Here is a 17,563-nt window from a genome sequence, read left to right as displayed (position 1 = left end):
ATGAGAACTGAAATAGCTACTCTCGGTGAGTTCGGTCTAATCGACCGTCTCACCGAGGGAATCAAACTAGAAAACGAATCCAGTAAATATGGAGTAGGTGATGACGCCGCAGTCCTCTCCTACCCATCCGAGAAACGAGTACTGGTAACTACTGATTTACTTATGGAAGGCGTACATTTCGACCTGACATACGTTCCTTTGAAGCACTTGGGCTATAAGTCTGCCGTAGTCAACTTCTCCGACATTTACGCCATGAACGGCACTCCCAGGCAAATAACAGTGTCTCTCGGAGTATCCAAACGTTTCAGCGTAGAAGATATGGACGAGCTTTATGCAGGTATCCGCCTGGCTTGCCAGCAATACAATGTCGATATTGTAGGTGGTGACACGACTTCTTCCCTTACCGGACTTGCTATCAGTATTACTTGTATAGGTGACGCGGATAAGGATAAAGTAGTCTATCGCAACGGAGCTAAAGAAACAGACCTGATCTGTGTCAGCGGTGACTTGGGTGGAGCCTACATGGGACTTCAACTCCTGGAACGTGAAAAGAGCGTATTAAAAGGCGAAAAAGACGTGCAACCGGACTTCACCGGCAAAGAATACTTATTGGAACGTCAACTGAAACCTGAAGCCCGTAAAGACATTATCGAGAAACTTGCTGCTGCCAACATCATCCCGACTTCCATGATGGATGTTTCCGATGGTTTATCATCAGAACTTATGCACATCTGCAAGCAGAGCAATGCCGGCTGTCGTGTTTACGAGGAACATATCCCTATTGACTATCAGACTGCTGTTATGGCGGAAGAATTCAATATGAATCTCACAACTTGCGCTATGAATGGCGGTGAAGATTATGAGCTTCTTTTCACCGTACCTATTGCCGAGCATGAGAAAGTGTCGCAAATGGAAGGTATCCGCCTCGTCGGCCACATCACTAAACCGGAGTTAGGCTGTGCTTTGGTCACCCGCGACGGACAAGAGTTTGAATTAAAAGCACAGGGATGGAATCCATTAAAAGAAGATAAATAAAATATTCAGCATACAGCAAAATATTTTTTATTCTATATAGCACTGATAATAAGCCGACTAACTTTTTATCAGTGTTTTTTATTTCTGAAAGGCTTGCAGAATCCAAAAGTTTCACTACCTTTGCAACCGCAAATGAGAAATTACTGAACCAATAATCACAAGGTGCCATAGCTCAGTTGGTAGAGCAAAGGACTGAAAATCCTTGTGTCCCCGGTTCGATTCCTGGTGGCACCACTTCAAGATTCAGTAATAAAAATCCCTTGAACTTTCAAAAGTTCAAGGGATTTTTGTTTTATCATTATTTTGATTGTTTTAGCGTATAGACAAAAGTAAAAGCCGGATCATACCCAAAGGGGAATCCTTATCAATTACACAATCCGTTTTATCATCTCGAATTGCTTACCTAGTATTGGTATATTTTTTACTTCAAGAAAAGCTATGATTGATTCACAATGAATATCCGTATTTATCACTTTGGCAGAAGCATACTTATTCAATTCCAGTATTCGTTCAAGCAATAGTGAAGCAAAGCCTTGTCTGCGATACTGCCTGTGAACAGCTATTTGAGTAATATCACCGGAAGTAGGCTCAAATACACAATAACCGATAAGCTGCCCCATTGTAAAAACTCCGAGACAAATAAAATCTACGGCAGCTCTGTTTATCGACTCGATACTATTCTGCCACGAAGGATAAAAATCCCCAAACCCAGCCGCTGCACTGAGTACTTCAATTTTTATAGATTTTATATCATATGGAATATCCGGTGTTTTCACCTGGTTCGTAATTTTATCATTATCTTGCATGGAATAATAAAACTCACGCACGACTTCAAAACCAAGATTACGGTAAACAGAAACTGCTTTTGTATTATGCTGCAACACTTCAAGCAGGAATTGCCTGATACCTGCTTCTTTCAAATAAGGAAGAGAATGCTCAAAAATCTGTGTAGCCAAACCTTTTCCCCTGTACTCTTTTAAAGTACCGGTTCCGGTATCATAAGCCATAGTCGCACCCTCAAAACTACCGATACCATTGAAAGTGAAAGCAACTATATCATCTCCTTCAAAAGCAGCAAAAGAAAGGTCAGCATTAAAGCCACGTCTTTTTAGCATAGACCGTAACTGCTCCTTATCCTGCTGCATTTCATAATCAGCAAAAGCCTTGCTAAAGGCTTCAAATATCGTATCGAAGCCTGTATTAGCCAAAGACTTTATTTCCATATTGATTTTAGTAGATTTACAAAGTAAATGTTTAAATCCGGTCTATTTCTTTTCCAAAGTAATGTTGATTGCGTTCATTCCTTTCAGACCGCGTTCCAAATCAAATGTTACAATATCATTCTCTGCAATCTCTGACACAGCATTATTCACATGAAAAAAATACTTTTCAACCCCGGAAAGATCTTTAATAAAACCGAAGCCTCTTGCCTCATTGAAAAATTCAACACGACCTCTCAAGATGACCGGCTCTTCATCCTCTTTCTTCGGAGTTGCTATGATTATTTCATCCGGATTAATCTCTTCCTTTTTTACATCATCATCAGGCGGAGTTGAAGTAATCATCCCGTTCTCATCGACATAAGCAATCATATCATCGAAGCTACTAGCACCTGATAATTTCCTGCTTTCTTTCTTCTTTAGTTTTTCTTCTCGCTTAGCAAGTCTTTTCTTCTCATTTTCACGTTTTCCAACTGTCATGGATTTTGCCATAGAATTTATATTTAGTTTAATATTATAGTTTAAAGATAATGTAAATTGCTGATTTTAAATAGTAAAATCAGCCTTATTTAGTTTCTTGCCCGTCAATTTCTGAATATCATTGACGAGTTTTCGTTCTTCCTGCGAACAGAATGTAAGCGCCGTTCCTTCATTCCCTGCTCTTCCGGTACGCCCGATACGGTGTACATAGGTTTCAGGAACATCAGGAAGATCATAATTGATAACTAACGGTAATTCATTAATATCAATTCCTCTGGAAGCAATATCGGTAGCCACCATTACTTTTGTCTTTCCCGATTTGAAGTTCCCCAATGCGGACTGTCTTGCTGCCTGACTCTTGTTTCCGTGAATAGCCTGACTTCCAATCCCTGCTTTGCCTAATATTCGAACGATTTTATCAGCATTATGTTTCGTTCGTGAGAAGATGAGTACTGATTGATCTTCTGCCTTTTGCAGAATCGAAATTAGCAGCTGACTTTTCTCCTTCTTCTCTACAAAATAGATAATTTGCTTGATTGAATCTACGGTAGATGATTTCGGTGTTATATAAATCTTCACCGGATTCTTCAACAGAGACTTCGTTAAAGCAATAATGCTATCCGGCATTGTTGCTGAGAAAAACAAGGTTTGTTTTTCTTTCGGAAGTTTCGGTAATATCCGCTTGATATCATGGATAAATCCCATATCAAGCATACGGTCTGCCTCATCAAGCACAAAATATTGTATATTAGTCAATTGGATATGTCCCTGGTTCATCAAATCAAGCAAACGTCCCGGAGTTGCCACTAGAATATCAATTCCCTTATGCAACATATCAACCTGAGGACGCTGATTCACACCGCCGAAGATAACTCCGTGACGCACACGGGTATATTTTGAATAATCATCAATACACTCACTAATTTGCAAAGCAAGTTCGCGGGTAGGCGTTAATATCAGCGCTTTGATACCCTGACGTTTGCCGACTTCTTTGCTTCCCTGCAAATGTTGGATAATAGGAATTGCAAATGAAGCAGTCTTTCCTGTCCCTGTTTGTGCACAACCTAATATATCCCTTTTCGCCAATGCGGCAGGAATTGCTTTTCCCTGAATGGGAGTTGGCACAGTATATCCTTTTTCTTCAATTGCTTTTAAAATCGGTTCGGTTATATTTAAATCTTTAAATGTCATATATGTAATTTGCTATACCTGTATTTACGCCGGAATATCTGAAAACATTTCATGCAAATGCTTACGATAATACCGACACAATTATCAATATAGACTTTGTGATATAATTATTAAACTTACACCCTTGATGTTTCAAGAGTGTTCAAATTGCAATAAGCCTAATAATTCTTCTTTAGACATGAAAAGATCAGGACCTGGGGTATCCTTGTTGCACTACACTGAGGAGTGAGAATTAGCAGAACTTAATTGTTAGATGATTTTCCTTTCAGGCTGTCTTGTTTTATAGAAGCCTCCGCAGATAAATCATAAAGGCGGATACAAAGACTTTATAGAAAAGCAGAAGAAATATTCCTCCGCTTTTCCAAAGTCCGGATATTAATATCTTCTGGAATTGTTGTAACCACCTCCACGGTTTCCACCGTATGACGGTTTTTCAGCGCGAGGACGTGCAACGCTTACTGAAATAACCTTCTGGTCGTATTCAACGCCATTCAATTCGTCAATTGCCTTTTGTCCTTCTTCATCATTCGCCATTTCTACGAAAGCGAATCCTCTGGATTTACCAGTCTCTCTATCCATAATAACTTTAGCTGAAGAAACTTCTCCAAACTCTGCAAATAAATTTGTTAAGTCCGCATCATTTGTACGATAACTTAAACCTGCAATGTAAATGTTCATTTAAACTTTTATTAAAATAAATACTAAATTGGAGTGAGGAGGATAATTACAGAAAAGGCCTACTTACTAATATTATATTAAAAGAAGAACTATACGATAATGTTTCGTAACTCAAACTCTCGGACAAAGATAATGTAAAAAATCAGATAACAACGTTTTTATTCTTTGTTTTTTAAGAGAATTTCAATTATTATCATTTGTTAGCATGTTAAACATTATAAAACACTGCAGTTTATCTACTTAATTCTGAAATTCAGCTGTCCTATTCTGCCATCCATCAGATAACACTCGTTGTATACTTTTTCCTGGTAATATCTTTGCAAAAACAATAACAGTCAGTTTATGAAGATTATTTCTAAAGTACTATTAGTCCTGTCATTTGCAGCTATTCCGCTTTTTAGTTACGGACAAGGTTATATTAGCAGCGACTATATAACTTCCAGCTCCCTAAAAGATGAGAACGGAAATAGATACGGTTCGGGAGATTTATTGATTCTGTCAGGTAGATACACCCTACCGTTTGCCATTAAGCATAATCATAGAGGACAACCGATTGCGTGGTCTGCAACTCTTTATTGCTCGTATGGCATTTCGCACAATAAAGGACAGGCAAAAAATCTGAATCCAGGAAACATAGTAAACAGTAGCCTGAATATATCTCATATCAGACCAATATCCGAGAAATGGAATATCATTGCTTCGATTGGTGCTGGTGTTTATGCTTCCCCTAAGGAAATCACCTCACAAAGCATTTTAGCAAATGGAGGCATCATCTTTGCATACAAATTAAGAAAGAATCTGGATATAGGCGTCGGCGCAGGGCTCACGAATGCATATGGCATTCCCATGATATTACCCATGCTTTACTTCAGTTGGAGAAATACCGGCAAATACGAATTTAAAATAGATATGTCAAGCGGTATGAAAATATCTGCGGCGACCTGGCTGAATAAAAAGTTTAAAATGGAATTTACGGCTATCGAAATGGATGGGATGTCTGCTGTTATGAATGTCAACGGAAAATCCAAAATTTATTCGATGGTAATGATGAAATCCTACGTAAGCCCGTCATTCCATATCAATAAAAAAACAAGTATCTATCTGGGAATAGGTGGAAATTGGCTTCGTGGAACCAAGATATCAGACCGTAGCTTCAAAGGCTTCATTAATAGCTTCAAAGACAACAATAATGATAAACGCGAATTTGGCGCTTCTTTACGTGTCATGACCGGACTTCGTTATGGTTTCTGATTTTCCTCCATACTACGAACAGAACAATCGGATTCTAATTTTACGCTTATAAACTCGCATAGAACAAAATATATTGTATTTTTGACAGAAAATAGCCATACCCTTAAAGCATAGAACTTGTATGACAAAATATTTAGTAGTAGAAGATGAACGGTTTGCTTATGAAGAACTGAAGCGGATGATGCAAGTATTAAGACCGGGCTATCAATTGGTTGGCTGGGCAGAAAGCATCGAACAAACGATTTTACTTCTTCAACAGAATAAGATAGACCTGATGATTGTAGATATACGTCTATCCGACGGAGTCAGTTTTGAGATTTTCGAACAATGTCCTGTAAACATTCCTATTATATTTACAACGGCCTATGATGAATATGCATTGCAGGCATTCAAGGTCAATAGTATCGATTATCTACTAAAACCTATTGAAGAAAATGAGCTGGAAACAGCCTTGGCTAAATTCGAACGGAATCATTCTCTTCATTCCACTACCCCACAATACCGAAAACTGGAAGCTGATTATCTGACGCACAATAAGAAGAACCGCTTTTTAATTCAGATAGGAGATACTTTCCAATATGTCGAGACTCACGAAGCGGCTTTCTTTTATAGTGAAGATAAATATAACTATCTGCACTTATTCTCTGGCAAAAGATATATTATCAATTACTCGCTAGATATGCTGGAAGGTATGCTGGACAAAGAAATTTTCTTTCGCGTATCAAGAAATTGCATTGCAAATGTCAAAGCTATTCAAAAAAGTTCCAGGTATTTCGGAAGTCGTCTGAAACTCTATTTCCGTCCCGAATGTCCACATGAAGTGTTGGTAAGCCGTAACCGGGTTAGTGATTTTCTGAAATGGATGGATGGTATCTTATAAACCGGCATGATAATGATAAAGCATAAAAAAATTATAGTCCTTTTTATCCTGACAATCTCCATTTCATTATTTGTTATTGGATGTATCTATAATATAATCGCAGGAAAACCATTACAAGCGAATCTTATCTATCAATTTGCATTTAATCTCCCATTATGCATTGTTCTTGGTTTCATTGACCTGGGAATTATAAATTTGATATACAAGAAAATCAAATTCCGAAATAATGCTATCAGAATCCTACTAGACTTGATAGTGATTACTTTTTTAGGTGTCTTACTGTCTGTAAGCATCAACTATCTGATAGCAGAGAGCTATATGTCCAATTGGGATATTTTAAAAAATTCTTTAGCTATCATTCCATGGAACTGGATTGTCGTTTTTCAGATAGAAATCTTTCTTTATAACTTACAACAAACAGAAATGGAGAAACGGCTGGCTTTTATCGAAAAAGAAAAAGCCCTATATCAATTCGAGGTGTTGAAGAATCAGATAAATCCCCATTTTTTATTCAATAGTCTCAATGTATTAGCTTCCCTCACCTATCAGGATGCCGAAAAAGCAAATCTATTCACAAAAAAACTATCTACTGTTTATCGTTATCTCCTCACCACTCATGGACAACTAAAGGTAACGCTAAAAGAAGAATTATCATTTGTCGATTCTTATCTGTATTTGGAACATATACGCTTTGAAGATACTTTATCCATCAATATTGAAGATAGCAAGAAGGAACACAACCGTTTTGTCATCCCGGCGAGCATACAGATGCTGGTAGAAAATGCAATAAAGCATAATATAAGCACTAAAAGTTCTCCGTTAGTTATTCATATATGCATCAATGACGAAGTGATTATTGTTTCCAATAATCTCCAATTACGCAACTACGTAACCCGGAATGAAACAGGGCTCAAAAATCTGCAACGTCAATATGCCTTATACGATAAACACATCGAAATAATTAAAAACGATAAAGAGTTTATTGTCAAACTACCGCTTTTAGATTAAATTTGCCGATACTATTATATTTTACTATATTCTTCCTATGAAATCAGCCAATATAACCCGAGAAGAAATGTGGGCGAAACAATGTCTATCGACTACTGACATCGACTACGCCATATGGGAACGAGACAAATCCATGCTTCACCAATTGTCGAAAATTAGCCATAGTTGCGCATTTGTAGTCGATGTGTATAAATGCAACTATACTTATGCTTCCTCGAATTTCGTCGATTTACTTGGATATGACAGTCATAAGATAGAAACACTGGAGAGACAAGGCGATTATCTGGAATCACGTATTCATCCGGATGACCGTGCACAATTGGCAACATTACAAGTCACGCTAGCCCAATTCATTTATAACCTACCTCTTGAACAACGGAACAACTATTCAAATATTTACAGTTTTCGTATGCTTAATGCCAGGCAACAATATATGCGCGTCACCAGCAGACACCAAGTTTTGGAACAAGACCGCAACGGTAAAGCATGGCTTATCATAGGTAATATGGACATCTCAGCCAATCAAAGAGATTTTGAAACGGTAGACTGTGCCGTTCTGAATCTGAAGAATGGAGAAATCTTCTCTCCGTCCCTACTGCCCCTGCCTTCTACAAATCTCACCAATCGGGAAATAGAGATATTACGTCTTATTCAAAAAGGTCTGCTAAGTAAAGAAATTGCAGATAAGCTATGCATCAGTATTCATACAGTCAATATCCATCGACAGAATCTGTTACGCAAGCTAGGCGTACAAAATTCTATCGAAGCCATTCGTTTAGGACAGAAAATCGGATTACTAAGTTAGCTCATACATTCTTTTTCCTCTCCCAAAGTTATTCAATCAAACTAGGGTATCCATTCTATCACACCTGTAACCGGGTGCAGTCTCCGCCATTCTTCAAATTCCGAATAACTTCGCACGCCATCACGGATTACAGCCTGGTAATATTCCACGCCCATAATCTTCTCCGTATCAGGCGTTTCATATTTCAAATTCAGAATTGCCTGTTTCGTTTCATCCGTCAATACAGCAGAAATACGCTCGGCCACCTTCTCAAAATAACCGTCATAACGGGAATTCTCCCGAATATGAATCATATCAATTTGCCAAAGTTCTCCTTCTGTATCCTGATACCAGGCATGCCATTCTACACACTCTTCAACCGTATGCAGCAAGTTCACACATTCAATCTTCTTGACAGACGTATTTTCTGCCAATTCAGCCATTGCCCTGAAGCTATCAACCAAAGTCAAAGAAGGAGTATAAATATGAAAATCAATATCCCGATGTTTCATCAACAATCCTGTACGAAGAGAGCCGACCATATTTATCCGTGCACCGATACTTTCCCATATTGGAATAATATTGGTTTTCTCCACAATCTCCCATGCCTTCTGTTGATTTCGCCTTGCTATTTCGAGAATATTCTCCATCTTTCTTCTTTTTAAATGAGCACACAAAAGTAGGAAAAAGGATGAATATATAGCTATAAATAACTATTTAATACCCAAAAAAGTTGAGCTAACTTTGCCCGCAATTTCAATTCTTCATCATACCATTAAAGAGCGATTTATGATATTCAATCAAACAGAAAAGCAGGAAAAAAAGTATTTGCAGCAAGTCATAGGTATCATTAATGATACGATAAACACCACCAGTACTTCCGTTAAAGAACATGTAGACACTTTACAGGAATACAAAGACTATCTATGGTCAAATAAGGACATTGACCCACATGAGATTCGTTCCATGCGCGAAAGCATATTAAATCATTTTGCACTGGGCGAAAGTGTGATTGACAAACGCAGACGTCTTAGTAAGATACTGGATATTCCCTATTTCGGACGAATCGACTTCCGGAAAAAGAAAGACGGGAATCAAGCTATTCCTATTTATATAGGTATACATACATTTTATGACTTCAATGAAAAGAAAAATCTGATTTACGATTGGAGAGCTCCTATCTCAAGTATGTTCTACGACCATGAATTAGGAGAAGCATCCTACCTTTCTCCGACAGGGGAAATCAATGGAGATATTTCGCTAAAGCGTCAGTATCGTATTCGCAAAGGAAAAATGGAATATATGATTGAAAGTTCCGTAACCGTCCATGACGATATTCTGCAAAAAGAACTTAGCTCCAATGCCGACGACAAAATGAAAAATATCGTTACGACCATCCAACGGGAACAGAACCGGATTATCCGTAACGAAGATGCCCCTGTACTTATCATCCAGGGAGTCGCCGGTTCAGGAAAAACCTCCATTGCCCTCCATCGCATCGCCTACCTGCTTTATGCGCAAAAAGGGCAGATTTCTTCTAAAGACATATTAATCATTTCTCCCAATAAGGTATTCGCTGATTATATATCCAATGTACTTCCTGAACTTGGTGAAGAAACCGTATCCGAAACCAGCATGGAGCAAATACTTTCGGGAATACTCGATAACAAATATAAATATCAGAATTTCTTTGAGCAAATAACGGAGTTACTGGAAAAGCCGGCACAGGAGTTTATTGAACGCATACAGTATAAAGCATCGTTCGACTTCATCTCCCGGCTCGATAAATTTATCCTTTACATAGAAAACAACTATTTCAAAGCGGTAGACGTTAAACTGACCAAGTACATTACTATTCCCGCTGGATATATTGAAGAGCAATTCAGACGCTTTAACCGCTATCCGATGCGACAACGTTTTGAAACGATGACAGATTATATTTTGGAAATGATGAACATCCAATATAATTTCACAGCTACCACTGCAGAAAAGAATCTGTTGAAAAAAGAAATAAGAAAGATGTTTGCAGGGAATAATGACATCCAGCTCTATAAAAACTTCTTCGAATGGGTTGGGAAACCTGAAATGTTCAAAATGCGTAAGAACCGTACGCTGGAATATGCGGACTTAGCGCCTTTGGCATACTTGCATATATCATTAGAAGGCAATTTCGTTCAGTCTCATGTTAAACATCTTCTGATAGATGAAATGCAGGATTATTCTCCTGTACAATATAAAGTCATTCAAAAACTGTACCCCTGCCGGAAAACAATTCTCGGAGATGCCTCGCAATCTGTCAATCCTTACGGTTCGTCAACTGCGGATATGATTCGGAAGACATTTACAACAGGAGAAATAATGAAACTTTGTAAAAGCTACCGCTCCACTTTCGAGATTACCAACTTTGCGCAGAAGATTCAGACGAACCATGAATTAGAACCAATCATCCGGCATGGAGAACAACCGGAAATTCTTCAATTCAAAAATGCAGAAAAGGAAGTTTCCGGTATTGCAGACTTAATAACTTCTTTCAAAAACTCCAATTATACTTCATTGGGCATTATCTGCAAAACAGAATCTCAGGCGAAAGAACTCGCTCAAAAACTCCAGACTTATACAGAGCATATTTCACTTTTATCCAATCAAAGTTCAGCCTATGTAAAAGGTATTATTATCACTTCCGCTCATATGGCAAAAGGACTGGAGTTTGACGAAGTAATCATTCCACAAACTGATGATAGAAATTATCATTCCAATATTGATAAAAGTATGCTTTATGTAGCAGTGACAAGGGCTATGCACAAGTTAACTTTAACTTATTCCGTTTCTGCTCCCATTTGTCGATTCTTGTAAGTATGTGTGCATCAAACAGACATCAAGAAATAATTGAAAGAGAAAGTAATAGCTAAACTCCTATTATTTCTTATTTTTGCACAATAGCAAATTGTACCATTGCTTGATTTTGTAAATGATAAAAAAATAATCAAATAAAAAAATGGCCAAACAACACACAGAAAAGAAGTCCGCTGATATTCCGGTATCCCCAATACAAAAATTAGTACCAACGGAAAACAACGGTAAATGGGGATTTTTAGATGCGGCAACAGGAGAAGAAGTCGTACCGTTTATCTATGACCATGCGCATTCTTTTTCTGTGGGGTTAGCCTTAGTCCGGTCAAATGGTTGGTGGGGCTATATAGATAAAACAGGAAAACAAGTTATCCCATGCATATATTACCCCGCATGGTCATTTACCAAAACAGGGCTAGCAGCAGTATGCATAGAAGGTAAATGTGGTTTCATAGACCAAACAGGAAAACAAGTTATCCCACTTATATATGATGATGCCCGCTATTTTAATAAAGACGGTAAAGCAAAGGTAAAACTGAACGGAGAGACTTTCTTTATAGACGTAAAAGGGAATAAAGTTGAATAAATATGAAAAATAAAGGAGTAGAATACAAGTTTACCGCGAAAGTGAATAGTTTTAAGTAAGGTGCCAAGTTAACATATACCCCATAGCAGTGTCACTATGGGGCATTAAATGTTATTTTTCCGATTCACTTGTATGAATACGTTTCTTTTAAGCCATATCTCTTATTGAAATTTCTTATCTTCTTCGAGAAGTTCTTGGCTGCATTGCTCCGGTGCCAAAGGGGTAAAGAGTTCTATTAGATTTTCTTCGGGGTCGCGCAGATACAGAGTACGCATTCCCCAATCAGGCATATCCGTAGGTTCATTGATAAACGTCACGCCTTTTGCTTTCAGGGCGGCAAAGGTTTCATCTACGTTATCTACACTGAATGATACCATTGATTTTTCGCGCATTGCAACGGGCTGCTGCTTATCTGCATTGCCTACCGAGGGGGCCATCCAGTCGGATACAAAAAGAGCGAAACCTTCTATTCCGTCAGCCACTTTAAAACTGGCGTATCCGCTACTTTCATCTCCCCAAGCTGGCTCTAATCCGAGTTGTTCTGTGTAGAATTTGAAGCATTTGGCGAAGTCTTTTACTAATAATCTTACGTTGCTGAATTTCATTGTTTACTGATTTAATGATTTGTATTTTGTTTCTTATCATCAAGATGCAAATATAATCATTCTATTGGATGGCATTTCAAAAAAAACATATTTACTTCAAAATAGTACAAGAACAAACAACAGTCTGTTTTCAACAACAGATTCACATTAATTCCTATTTTTCTGACTAAATAGAAAATGTCACCACTTTGAGACATATCTTTGTCACCAAATAGTGACAAAGATATATTATTATGGAACTTAAAAACACAGAGAAAAGGCTGCTAGCCGCAGTAGGTGAAATTATCGAAAACGAAGGATTCATCAAAATGGGAGTAAACAGGGTTGCAAGACAAGCAAAATGTGACAAAGTTTTAATCTACCGTTATTTTGGTGGACTGGATGGTTTATTAGCCACATGGGCAAAAGAGAATGATTTCTATACATTAGCTTATCATACCTATTCTGAAAGATTAGCAACGATAGAATGCACGAGAGATATTATTGAATTAACCCAAATCGTCTTATTGGAACAACTCGATTTTCTACGTACCAATAAGCTAATGCAAGAATTATTGGCATGGGAGTTATCAGGTAATTCTTCTTTCAGAGGTATTCAGAATGAAAGGGAAAAAAATGGTTTCAAACTTCAGGAAGAATTGGAAAGGAAATTAGGAAAGGATTCCAAAGATGTCCGTATGTATATTACTCTATTAGTAGCCTCTATAAACTATGTTGTATTGGCTACCCGGCAATATCGCCTTTTCAATGGCATTGACTTTAGTGTCCCTGAAGCGTGGGAATTATGCAAAGAAAGTATTCGTAGATATGTCCATGTACTATTCGAAAATATACTGAAATGAGAAAGAGTTGTTTATCTGCCAACATATGTAACTTGAGCATATATTACAAGGTAGCATGCTATTTAGGACTATGCTTTTTATATTGTTTTCCTTATGAAGCACAGGCACAGGAAAAATCGTTTGAATCTTTATGTGGAAAAGAAAAAAGTATCATAACATGGAATAAAAGGAAAATTGAGAATAATATAACCTGTCTCAGAACTTCTCAGAACTCAGAGATTCACTATTACAACATCTATCCTTCTCTCACTACGCTATCCTGGCAGGTAATAGACTCAATCAGACACACAAATCTCACCATTACCTTATATAATAGCAATTACTATTTTAAAGGTATATTCAATAATCAGCCTTATGATAAGACAGTAAAAAGTAAAGGTTATCCGTGGCATCAAAATATAGCTTATTCCGCCGGAAAGATACTCATCAATAAAAAGAGTTTTACCTATGAATGTTTCCGTCCTGATAATTTAGAACTATATGTTATGCAAGCAGAACGTAAAAACAACCTTACTGCATTCAACAACCAAAATGCTTATGAAGTAAAAGTTCGACTAACGGGACTCCTATCTCACTTTTGGAGTTGTCTTTATTACTTTAATGCAGAAAATCATCAATTCATCGGTTACAAAGGAGTAAATGGCGGACCTGGTACTCCTGAAACTACTATTAAATCTAAATAGGTAAATATACTTATTTCTAAAACAATCAATTCTATTATTATAAAAACAATGAAAGCAATCATTATATATATTTCTACTTATCAAGGTAATACTCAAAAAGTAGCACAGGCTATGGCGAATGAATTATCTGCGATGCTGGTAACTATTGAAGAAGCAGAAAACATAGATTTATCGAAGTTTGACCTTATCGGACTCGGTTCGGCTATAAACTTTGCCCAACATCATAAAAAACTTCTCCACTTTGTAGAAGCGTCTGATTTCAAGAATCGTAATGTTTTTATCTTCTCTACCCGCTGTCGTCCATTCTTGGGAAAATATCATCAAATACTAAAAAGGAGACTGTTAGAGAAAGGTACCCATCTTATTGGAGAGTTCTCTTGCAAAGGCTATGATAGAACTGGACCATGGATAACAATGGATGGTTATAATAAGGCACGTCCTAATGCAATGGACTTATTCAAAGCAAGATTGTTTGTTGCTAAAATGAGACGTAAAGCACATCCGTTAGCTACCTTTGCGAAAAGTAAAAAACAAATTGTCGAAAAGATTGAAAATATATTTATTTATCAAGCTCCTTCGAATTCAAACAAAATTGCGGGCAGAATCGCTTTACTAAATATTACAACGTGTATTCATTGTATGAAATGTATCCAATCGTGCCCTATGCATGTCTTTGAGATAAAGGAGTCTGAAAATACTAAAACTATTCTTCCGATAGGAGAACGTAACTGTATTCAGTGTCAAAAATGTGCGGTAAATTGTCCCTCGGACAGTATTTATATTCATGAGACATTTATGAATGGAATACGGATTGCCCTTCGGGAGGTAGTTAGTGATAAGTTGCAAGGAGCATATAATATTTGAGAAACGACGAGGACGAATAAATTTCTCAATATTAGGGCATTAATCAAACATCCTGTAGCTCCTTTAAAACATAGTTATCGAGCTAGTATAGCCATCGTTCTATATTTCTCTTCTCTGCGCTGAACTCCACTCCTACTTTGACTAACTCACGCCCATCCACTTGATAAGGAATCAGATAACCTTTTTCTTCGATCTGTTGCAGAGCCTGTTCGGCAGTACCATTCAGTTTAAACTCAAATACATAAATATACTTCGGAGTTTTCACCACTGCATCCGCCCGTCCGCGGGCGCTAAGTACCTCTGCTCCGGTGAATTGCCCCATCAATTTGAAAACTAAATAAAATACAACTTGATAATGACGCTCAGTCTTTTCGTTTAGTTCATAAGGGAAATCTGCAAAGAAAGCCTGCAAACGGGTAAGAAAAGCATCAACCTCACCAGCACGCAATTCCTGAACAAATTTACCTATATAAAAATTCTGTTCATCATCATTGACAGGCGTATAATAAGGAACTAGAAAATTAAGAAATCCGTAACGAACCTCATCATTCGGAAAAGCTAAACGATAAAGTTGGAATTCTTTATCATAATCTTTTATAGTCAAATAACCACTCTGATAAATCAACGGAATAGGATTATTTGCCTCCACCCTGTATTCTGTGAAAGAAGAAGCACTAGCCTCTACCCCGTCAATCAATGTACGCAAATCATATTCACTCTTTTTAAGTAGTTCAACCAAAAAAGTAGGAGTACCCGTTTGAAACCAATAACTGCCAAATTCAAGTTTATAAAACGAATTAAGTATACTGAACGGATTAAACACGCCAGCACCTTTCGGATGAAAGTGATACCCATCATATCTGCGAGTCATCATTTCCACAACTTCTTCCAATGTCATTTCATTAGCTACTGCCTGACGATCCAATTCAGGCACAAAAGTTGATATTAACTCCTCTTTAGTAATGCCACAAACCGTAGCATAAGCTAAATCCATACTGATATCATTCAACTGATTCAAATCACTGAACACACTGACTTGCGCAAACTTAGTTACACCAGTAAGAAAAACAAAACGAAGATAACGGTCTGAACTTTTCAATACACCATAGAAAGCCTTTAATGTCTTACGATAATCATCAAGCAAAGCATCATTACCCAATGCCTGCAACAATGGTTTATCATATTCATCAACCAAGACAACGACTCCACAATCAGACTGTTCACTGGCACGACGGATTACACCAGCAAAACGTCCCGAAAGAGTTTCCTCATCCTCTCCTTTGCCATATCTCAGTTCCCATTGCGTCAATTGCCTGCTAAGAATTTCGACTAAAGCTTGAGGAGCATCATATTTCTCTGCATTCAAATCCAAATGCAGTACCGGATATTTTCTCCATTCCTTTTCCATACCGGCTATGGCTAACCCTTCAAACAATTCCTTCTTACCTTCAAAATAAGCTTCAAAAGTAGAAAGAAGAAGACTCTTGCCAAAACGACGAGGACGGCTCAAAAAATATGGGGTCTCCGTTGAAGCCATTCTCCATACAAGAGCAGTCTTATCCACATAAAGGTAATCCCCTTCACGAAGTTTCTCAAAAGTCTGTATCCCAATAGGAAGTTTACGTAATATCCCGTCCATTATTTTTCCTCTATTTTAATTATTCAAAGATACGCATTTCTATGGAATTTCATATAGAACAAACAACATATTATGTTTTCTTCGATCTATAAATCCAACATCCTCCAAAGTACTACCTCTCTCTTGCTTCTACATCCCGACAACAATCCGGGAACAGCTAAAACCACCAGCAATACAAACAGCAAGTCTCTTCCACTCCTCAGAAACTCCCTCACATCAAAACAAGGACAAGCCTTCACATATTCATAAGGTTCAATCACACCATCCCCATTCAAATCCGGCGAAGTATCCCGATGCCAACGGTCAATATCAGCGGCTGTAAAATCTTCCGGCTTCTCCGTTCCTTTGCTTTGAGCAGCCCAAAAGAAATATCCCAATCCTGCAATATTTACCGAACGACCACCCAGCAATGTTTTCTTCAATAATGTACGAAAGTCTTTGAGAACACTAATCGTTTCACCTTCACTGACTCCTGAAGTCGAAGAAATCTCCTTCGCAAATTCATCCAGCGTTGCACTAGTATCATATTGGTAAGAAATTACCGGATACACTTCATATTCATCCTCATACATAACAAGAGTGCACCTCCTTCCCCACCGGGAAGAAGATGCACCACACAAACAAAACAAACAATAGCCAACCTTCACAGGCAGGTATAGAATCCATGCGGTCATTCCCTTACTACTATATAAAGAAATGATAGGGGCACATGGATTCTTCGGAAAATGGGCGCTTCACAGCGACATTAAAATACAAATTTAACAATGTCCCAATGCTTCCCGGTCATTTGTAATTAAACATATGCACTTCATAAGCAGTTTGTTGCAGGAAGTACGTTCTTTTTCGACAAATAGAAATATATCGTGTAATCCTGCCCCGCCTTGTTCATCTTTCTTCGCTTCGTTCTAAGTGACAGAGCAGAATTTAAGATAATCGTTCCGCATCCATCCGTATTGGAAAATCCAAA

The 17,563-nt window shown here is 37.8% G+C and carries 18 protein-coding genes and 1 tRNA gene; 11 read left to right on the top strand and 8 right to left on the bottom strand.

Annotated features, from left to right (window positions below; all coding sequences use genetic code 11):
- Window positions 1-1,035: a thiamine-phosphate kinase gene (thiL, locus tag HC965_RS21920; RefSeq protein WP_191033469.1), complete on the top strand. Its 1,035-nt coding sequence runs from the start codon at window positions 1-3 to the stop codon at window positions 1,033-1,035.
- A gap of 161 nt (window positions 1,036-1,196) precedes the next feature.
- Window positions 1,197-1,269: transfer RNA gene (locus HC965_RS21915), tRNA-Phe, on the top strand.
- Between the two features lie 134 nt (window positions 1,270-1,403).
- Here the strand turns inward: HC965_RS21915 and HC965_RS21910 are convergent.
- From HC965_RS21910 to HC965_RS21895, 4 genes are all read right to left on the bottom strand, one after another.
- Window positions 1,404-2,258, bottom strand: a complete 855-nt coding sequence (locus tag HC965_RS21910; protein WP_191033468.1) for a GNAT family N-acetyltransferase — start codon at window positions 2,256-2,258, stop codon at window positions 1,404-1,406.
- Between the two features lie 42 nt (window positions 2,259-2,300).
- The gene (locus HC965_RS21905) at window positions 2,301-2,747 is read right to left on the bottom strand and encodes a cold-shock protein (protein WP_191033467.1); all 447 of its coding nucleotides are present in this window, start codon (window positions 2,745-2,747) and stop codon (window positions 2,301-2,303) included.
- A gap of 54 nt (window positions 2,748-2,801) precedes the next feature.
- A complete protein-coding gene (locus HC965_RS21900; protein WP_191033466.1) occupies window positions 2,802-3,926 on the bottom strand; it encodes a DEAD/DEAH box helicase in 1,125 nt (374 codons plus the stop codon).
- A gap of 375 nt (window positions 3,927-4,301) precedes the next feature.
- Entirely contained in the window at window positions 4,302-4,604 is a 303-nt protein-coding gene (locus HC965_RS21895; RefSeq protein WP_167966794.1) for an RNA-binding protein, read from the bottom strand.
- A gap of 342 nt (window positions 4,605-4,946) precedes the next feature.
- Between HC965_RS21895 and HC965_RS21890 the strand changes: the two genes are divergently transcribed.
- The 4 genes from HC965_RS21890 (at window position 4,947) to HC965_RS21875 (ending at window position 8,548) form a co-directional block, all read left to right on the top strand.
- Window positions 4,947-5,855 (top strand): DUF6268 family outer membrane beta-barrel protein, encoded by a 909-nt coding sequence (locus HC965_RS21890; RefSeq protein ID WP_191033465.1) that lies wholly within the window; start codon window positions 4,947-4,949, stop codon window positions 5,853-5,855.
- A 121-nt stretch (window positions 5,856-5,976) separates the two neighbouring features.
- Entirely contained in the window at window positions 5,977-6,735 is a 759-nt protein-coding gene (locus HC965_RS21885) for a LytTR family DNA-binding domain-containing protein (RefSeq protein ID WP_191033464.1), read from the top strand.
- A 15-nt stretch (window positions 6,736-6,750) separates the two neighbouring features.
- Entirely contained in the window at window positions 6,751-7,743 is a 993-nt protein-coding gene (locus tag HC965_RS21880; protein ID WP_191033509.1) for a histidine kinase, read from the top strand.
- Between the two features lie 37 nt (window positions 7,744-7,780).
- A complete protein-coding gene (locus tag HC965_RS21875; RefSeq protein WP_223854978.1) occupies window positions 7,781-8,548 on the top strand; it encodes a LuxR C-terminal-related transcriptional regulator in 768 nt (255 codons plus the stop codon).
- Between the two features lie 41 nt (window positions 8,549-8,589).
- Here the strand turns inward: HC965_RS21875 and HC965_RS21870 are convergent, their stop codons facing one another.
- On the bottom strand, window positions 8,590-9,177 hold the full coding sequence (locus HC965_RS21870; protein WP_191033463.1) for a phosphoglycerate mutase family protein: 588 nt from the start codon (window positions 9,175-9,177) through the stop codon (window positions 8,590-8,592).
- Between the two features lie 139 nt (window positions 9,178-9,316).
- On the opposite strand from HC965_RS21870, the gene HC965_RS21865 reads away from it, so the two are divergent.
- The gene (locus tag HC965_RS21865; RefSeq protein WP_191033462.1) at window positions 9,317-11,380 is read left to right on the top strand and encodes a UvrD-helicase domain-containing protein; all 2,064 of its coding nucleotides are present in this window, start codon (window positions 9,317-9,319) and stop codon (window positions 11,378-11,380) included.
- Window positions 11,381-11,522: 142 nt separating this feature from the next.
- Window positions 11,523-11,963, top strand: coding sequence for a WG repeat-containing protein (locus HC965_RS21860; protein WP_191033461.1), 441 nt, complete (start codon window positions 11,523-11,525; stop codon window positions 11,961-11,963).
- Window positions 11,964-12,124: 161 nt separating this feature from the next.
- Here the strand turns inward: HC965_RS21860 and HC965_RS21855 are convergent, their stop codons facing one another.
- Window positions 12,125-12,568, bottom strand: a complete 444-nt coding sequence (locus HC965_RS21855) for a VOC family protein (RefSeq protein WP_191033460.1) — start codon at window positions 12,566-12,568, stop codon at window positions 12,125-12,127.
- A 233-nt stretch (window positions 12,569-12,801) separates the two neighbouring features.
- Between HC965_RS21855 and HC965_RS21850 the strand changes: the two genes are divergently transcribed.
- From HC965_RS21850 to HC965_RS21840, 3 genes are read left to right on the top strand one after another with little or no spacing between them, the layout of a single operon-like run.
- A complete protein-coding gene (locus HC965_RS21850; protein WP_191033459.1) occupies window positions 12,802-13,410 on the top strand; it encodes a TetR/AcrR family transcriptional regulator in 609 nt (202 codons plus the stop codon).
- On the top strand, window positions 13,407-14,093 hold the full coding sequence (locus HC965_RS21845) for a hypothetical protein (protein ID WP_223854977.1): 687 nt from the start codon (window positions 13,407-13,409) through the stop codon (window positions 14,091-14,093). Before HC965_RS21850 ends, HC965_RS21845 begins: the two co-directional genes overlap by 4 nt.
- 48 nt (window positions 14,094-14,141) lie before the next feature.
- Entirely contained in the window at window positions 14,142-14,957 is an 816-nt protein-coding gene (locus HC965_RS21840; RefSeq protein ID WP_191033458.1) for a flavodoxin domain-containing protein, read from the top strand.
- Window positions 14,958-15,039: 82 nt separating this feature from the next.
- Here HC965_RS21840 and HC965_RS21835 read toward each other — a convergent pair whose 3' ends face one another.
- Window positions 15,040-16,596: an ATP-binding protein gene (locus HC965_RS21835; protein WP_191033457.1), complete on the bottom strand. Its 1,557-nt coding sequence runs from the start codon at window positions 16,594-16,596 to the stop codon at window positions 15,040-15,042.
- A gap of 86 nt (window positions 16,597-16,682) precedes the next feature.
- The gene (locus HC965_RS26725; protein WP_223854981.1) at window positions 16,683-17,168 is read right to left on the bottom strand and encodes a hypothetical protein; all 486 of its coding nucleotides are present in this window, start codon (window positions 17,166-17,168) and stop codon (window positions 16,683-16,685) included.
- Between the last annotated feature and the right edge of the window lie 395 nt (window positions 17,169-17,563).

The organism is Bacteroides sp. GM023 (genome assembly GCF_014750685.1).
In the GTDB taxonomy this organism is placed as follows: Bacteria; Bacteroidota; Bacteroidia; order Bacteroidales; family Bacteroidaceae; genus Bacteroides.
The sequence above is the reverse complement of the archived record's forward strand: the minus strand, read 5'-3'. Positions and strand labels throughout refer to the sequence as shown.

Excerpts from the sequence above, each read along its gene's own strand:
- thiL (WP_191033469.1), top strand. The coding sequence starts at position 1 with ATGAGAACTGAAATAGCTACTCTCGGTGAGTTCGGTCTAATCGACCGT.
- HC965_RS21870 (WP_191033463.1), bottom strand. The coding sequence starts at position 9,177 with ATGGAGAATATTCTCGAAATAGCAAGGCGAAATCAACAGAAGGCATGG.
- HC965_RS26725 (WP_223854981.1), bottom strand. The coding sequence starts at position 17,168 with ATGTATGAGGATGAATATGAAGTGTATCCGGTAATTTCTTACCAATAT.
- HC965_RS21855 (WP_191033460.1), bottom strand. The coding sequence starts at position 12,568 with ATGAAATTCAGCAACGTAAGATTATTAGTAAAAGACTTCGCCAAATGC.
- HC965_RS21850 (WP_191033459.1), top strand. The coding sequence starts at position 12,802 with ATGGAACTTAAAAACACAGAGAAAAGGCTGCTAGCCGCAGTAGGTGAA.
- HC965_RS21895 (WP_167966794.1), bottom strand. The coding sequence starts at position 4,604 with ATGAACATTTACATTGCAGGTTTAAGTTATCGTACAAATGATGCGGAC.
- HC965_RS21840 (WP_191033458.1), top strand. The coding sequence starts at position 14,142 with ATGAAAGCAATCATTATATATATTTCTACTTATCAAGGTAATACTCAA.
- HC965_RS21885 (WP_191033464.1), top strand. The coding sequence starts at position 5,977 with ATGACAAAATATTTAGTAGTAGAAGATGAACGGTTTGCTTATGAAGAA.
- HC965_RS21860 (WP_191033461.1), top strand. The coding sequence starts at position 11,523 with ATGGCCAAACAACACACAGAAAAGAAGTCCGCTGATATTCCGGTATCC.
- HC965_RS21905 (WP_191033467.1), bottom strand. The coding sequence starts at position 2,747 with ATGGCAAAATCCATGACAGTTGGAAAACGTGAAAATGAGAAGAAAAGA.
- HC965_RS21835 (WP_191033457.1), bottom strand. The coding sequence starts at position 16,596 with ATGGACGGGATATTACGTAAACTTCCTATTGGGATACAGACTTTTGAG.
- HC965_RS21865 (WP_191033462.1), top strand. The coding sequence starts at position 9,317 with ATGATATTCAATCAAACAGAAAAGCAGGAAAAAAAGTATTTGCAGCAA.
- HC965_RS21890 (WP_191033465.1), top strand. The coding sequence starts at position 4,947 with ATGAAGATTATTTCTAAAGTACTATTAGTCCTGTCATTTGCAGCTATT.
- HC965_RS21900 (WP_191033466.1), bottom strand. The coding sequence starts at position 3,926 with ATGACATTTAAAGATTTAAATATAACCGAACCGATTTTAAAAGCAATT.
- HC965_RS21845 (WP_223854977.1), top strand. The coding sequence starts at position 13,407 with ATGAGAAAGAGTTGTTTATCTGCCAACATATGTAACTTGAGCATATAT.
- HC965_RS21910 (WP_191033468.1), bottom strand. The coding sequence starts at position 2,258 with ATGGAAATAAAGTCTTTGGCTAATACAGGCTTCGATACGATATTTGAA.
- HC965_RS21875 (WP_223854978.1), top strand. The coding sequence starts at position 7,781 with ATGAAATCAGCCAATATAACCCGAGAAGAAATGTGGGCGAAACAATGT.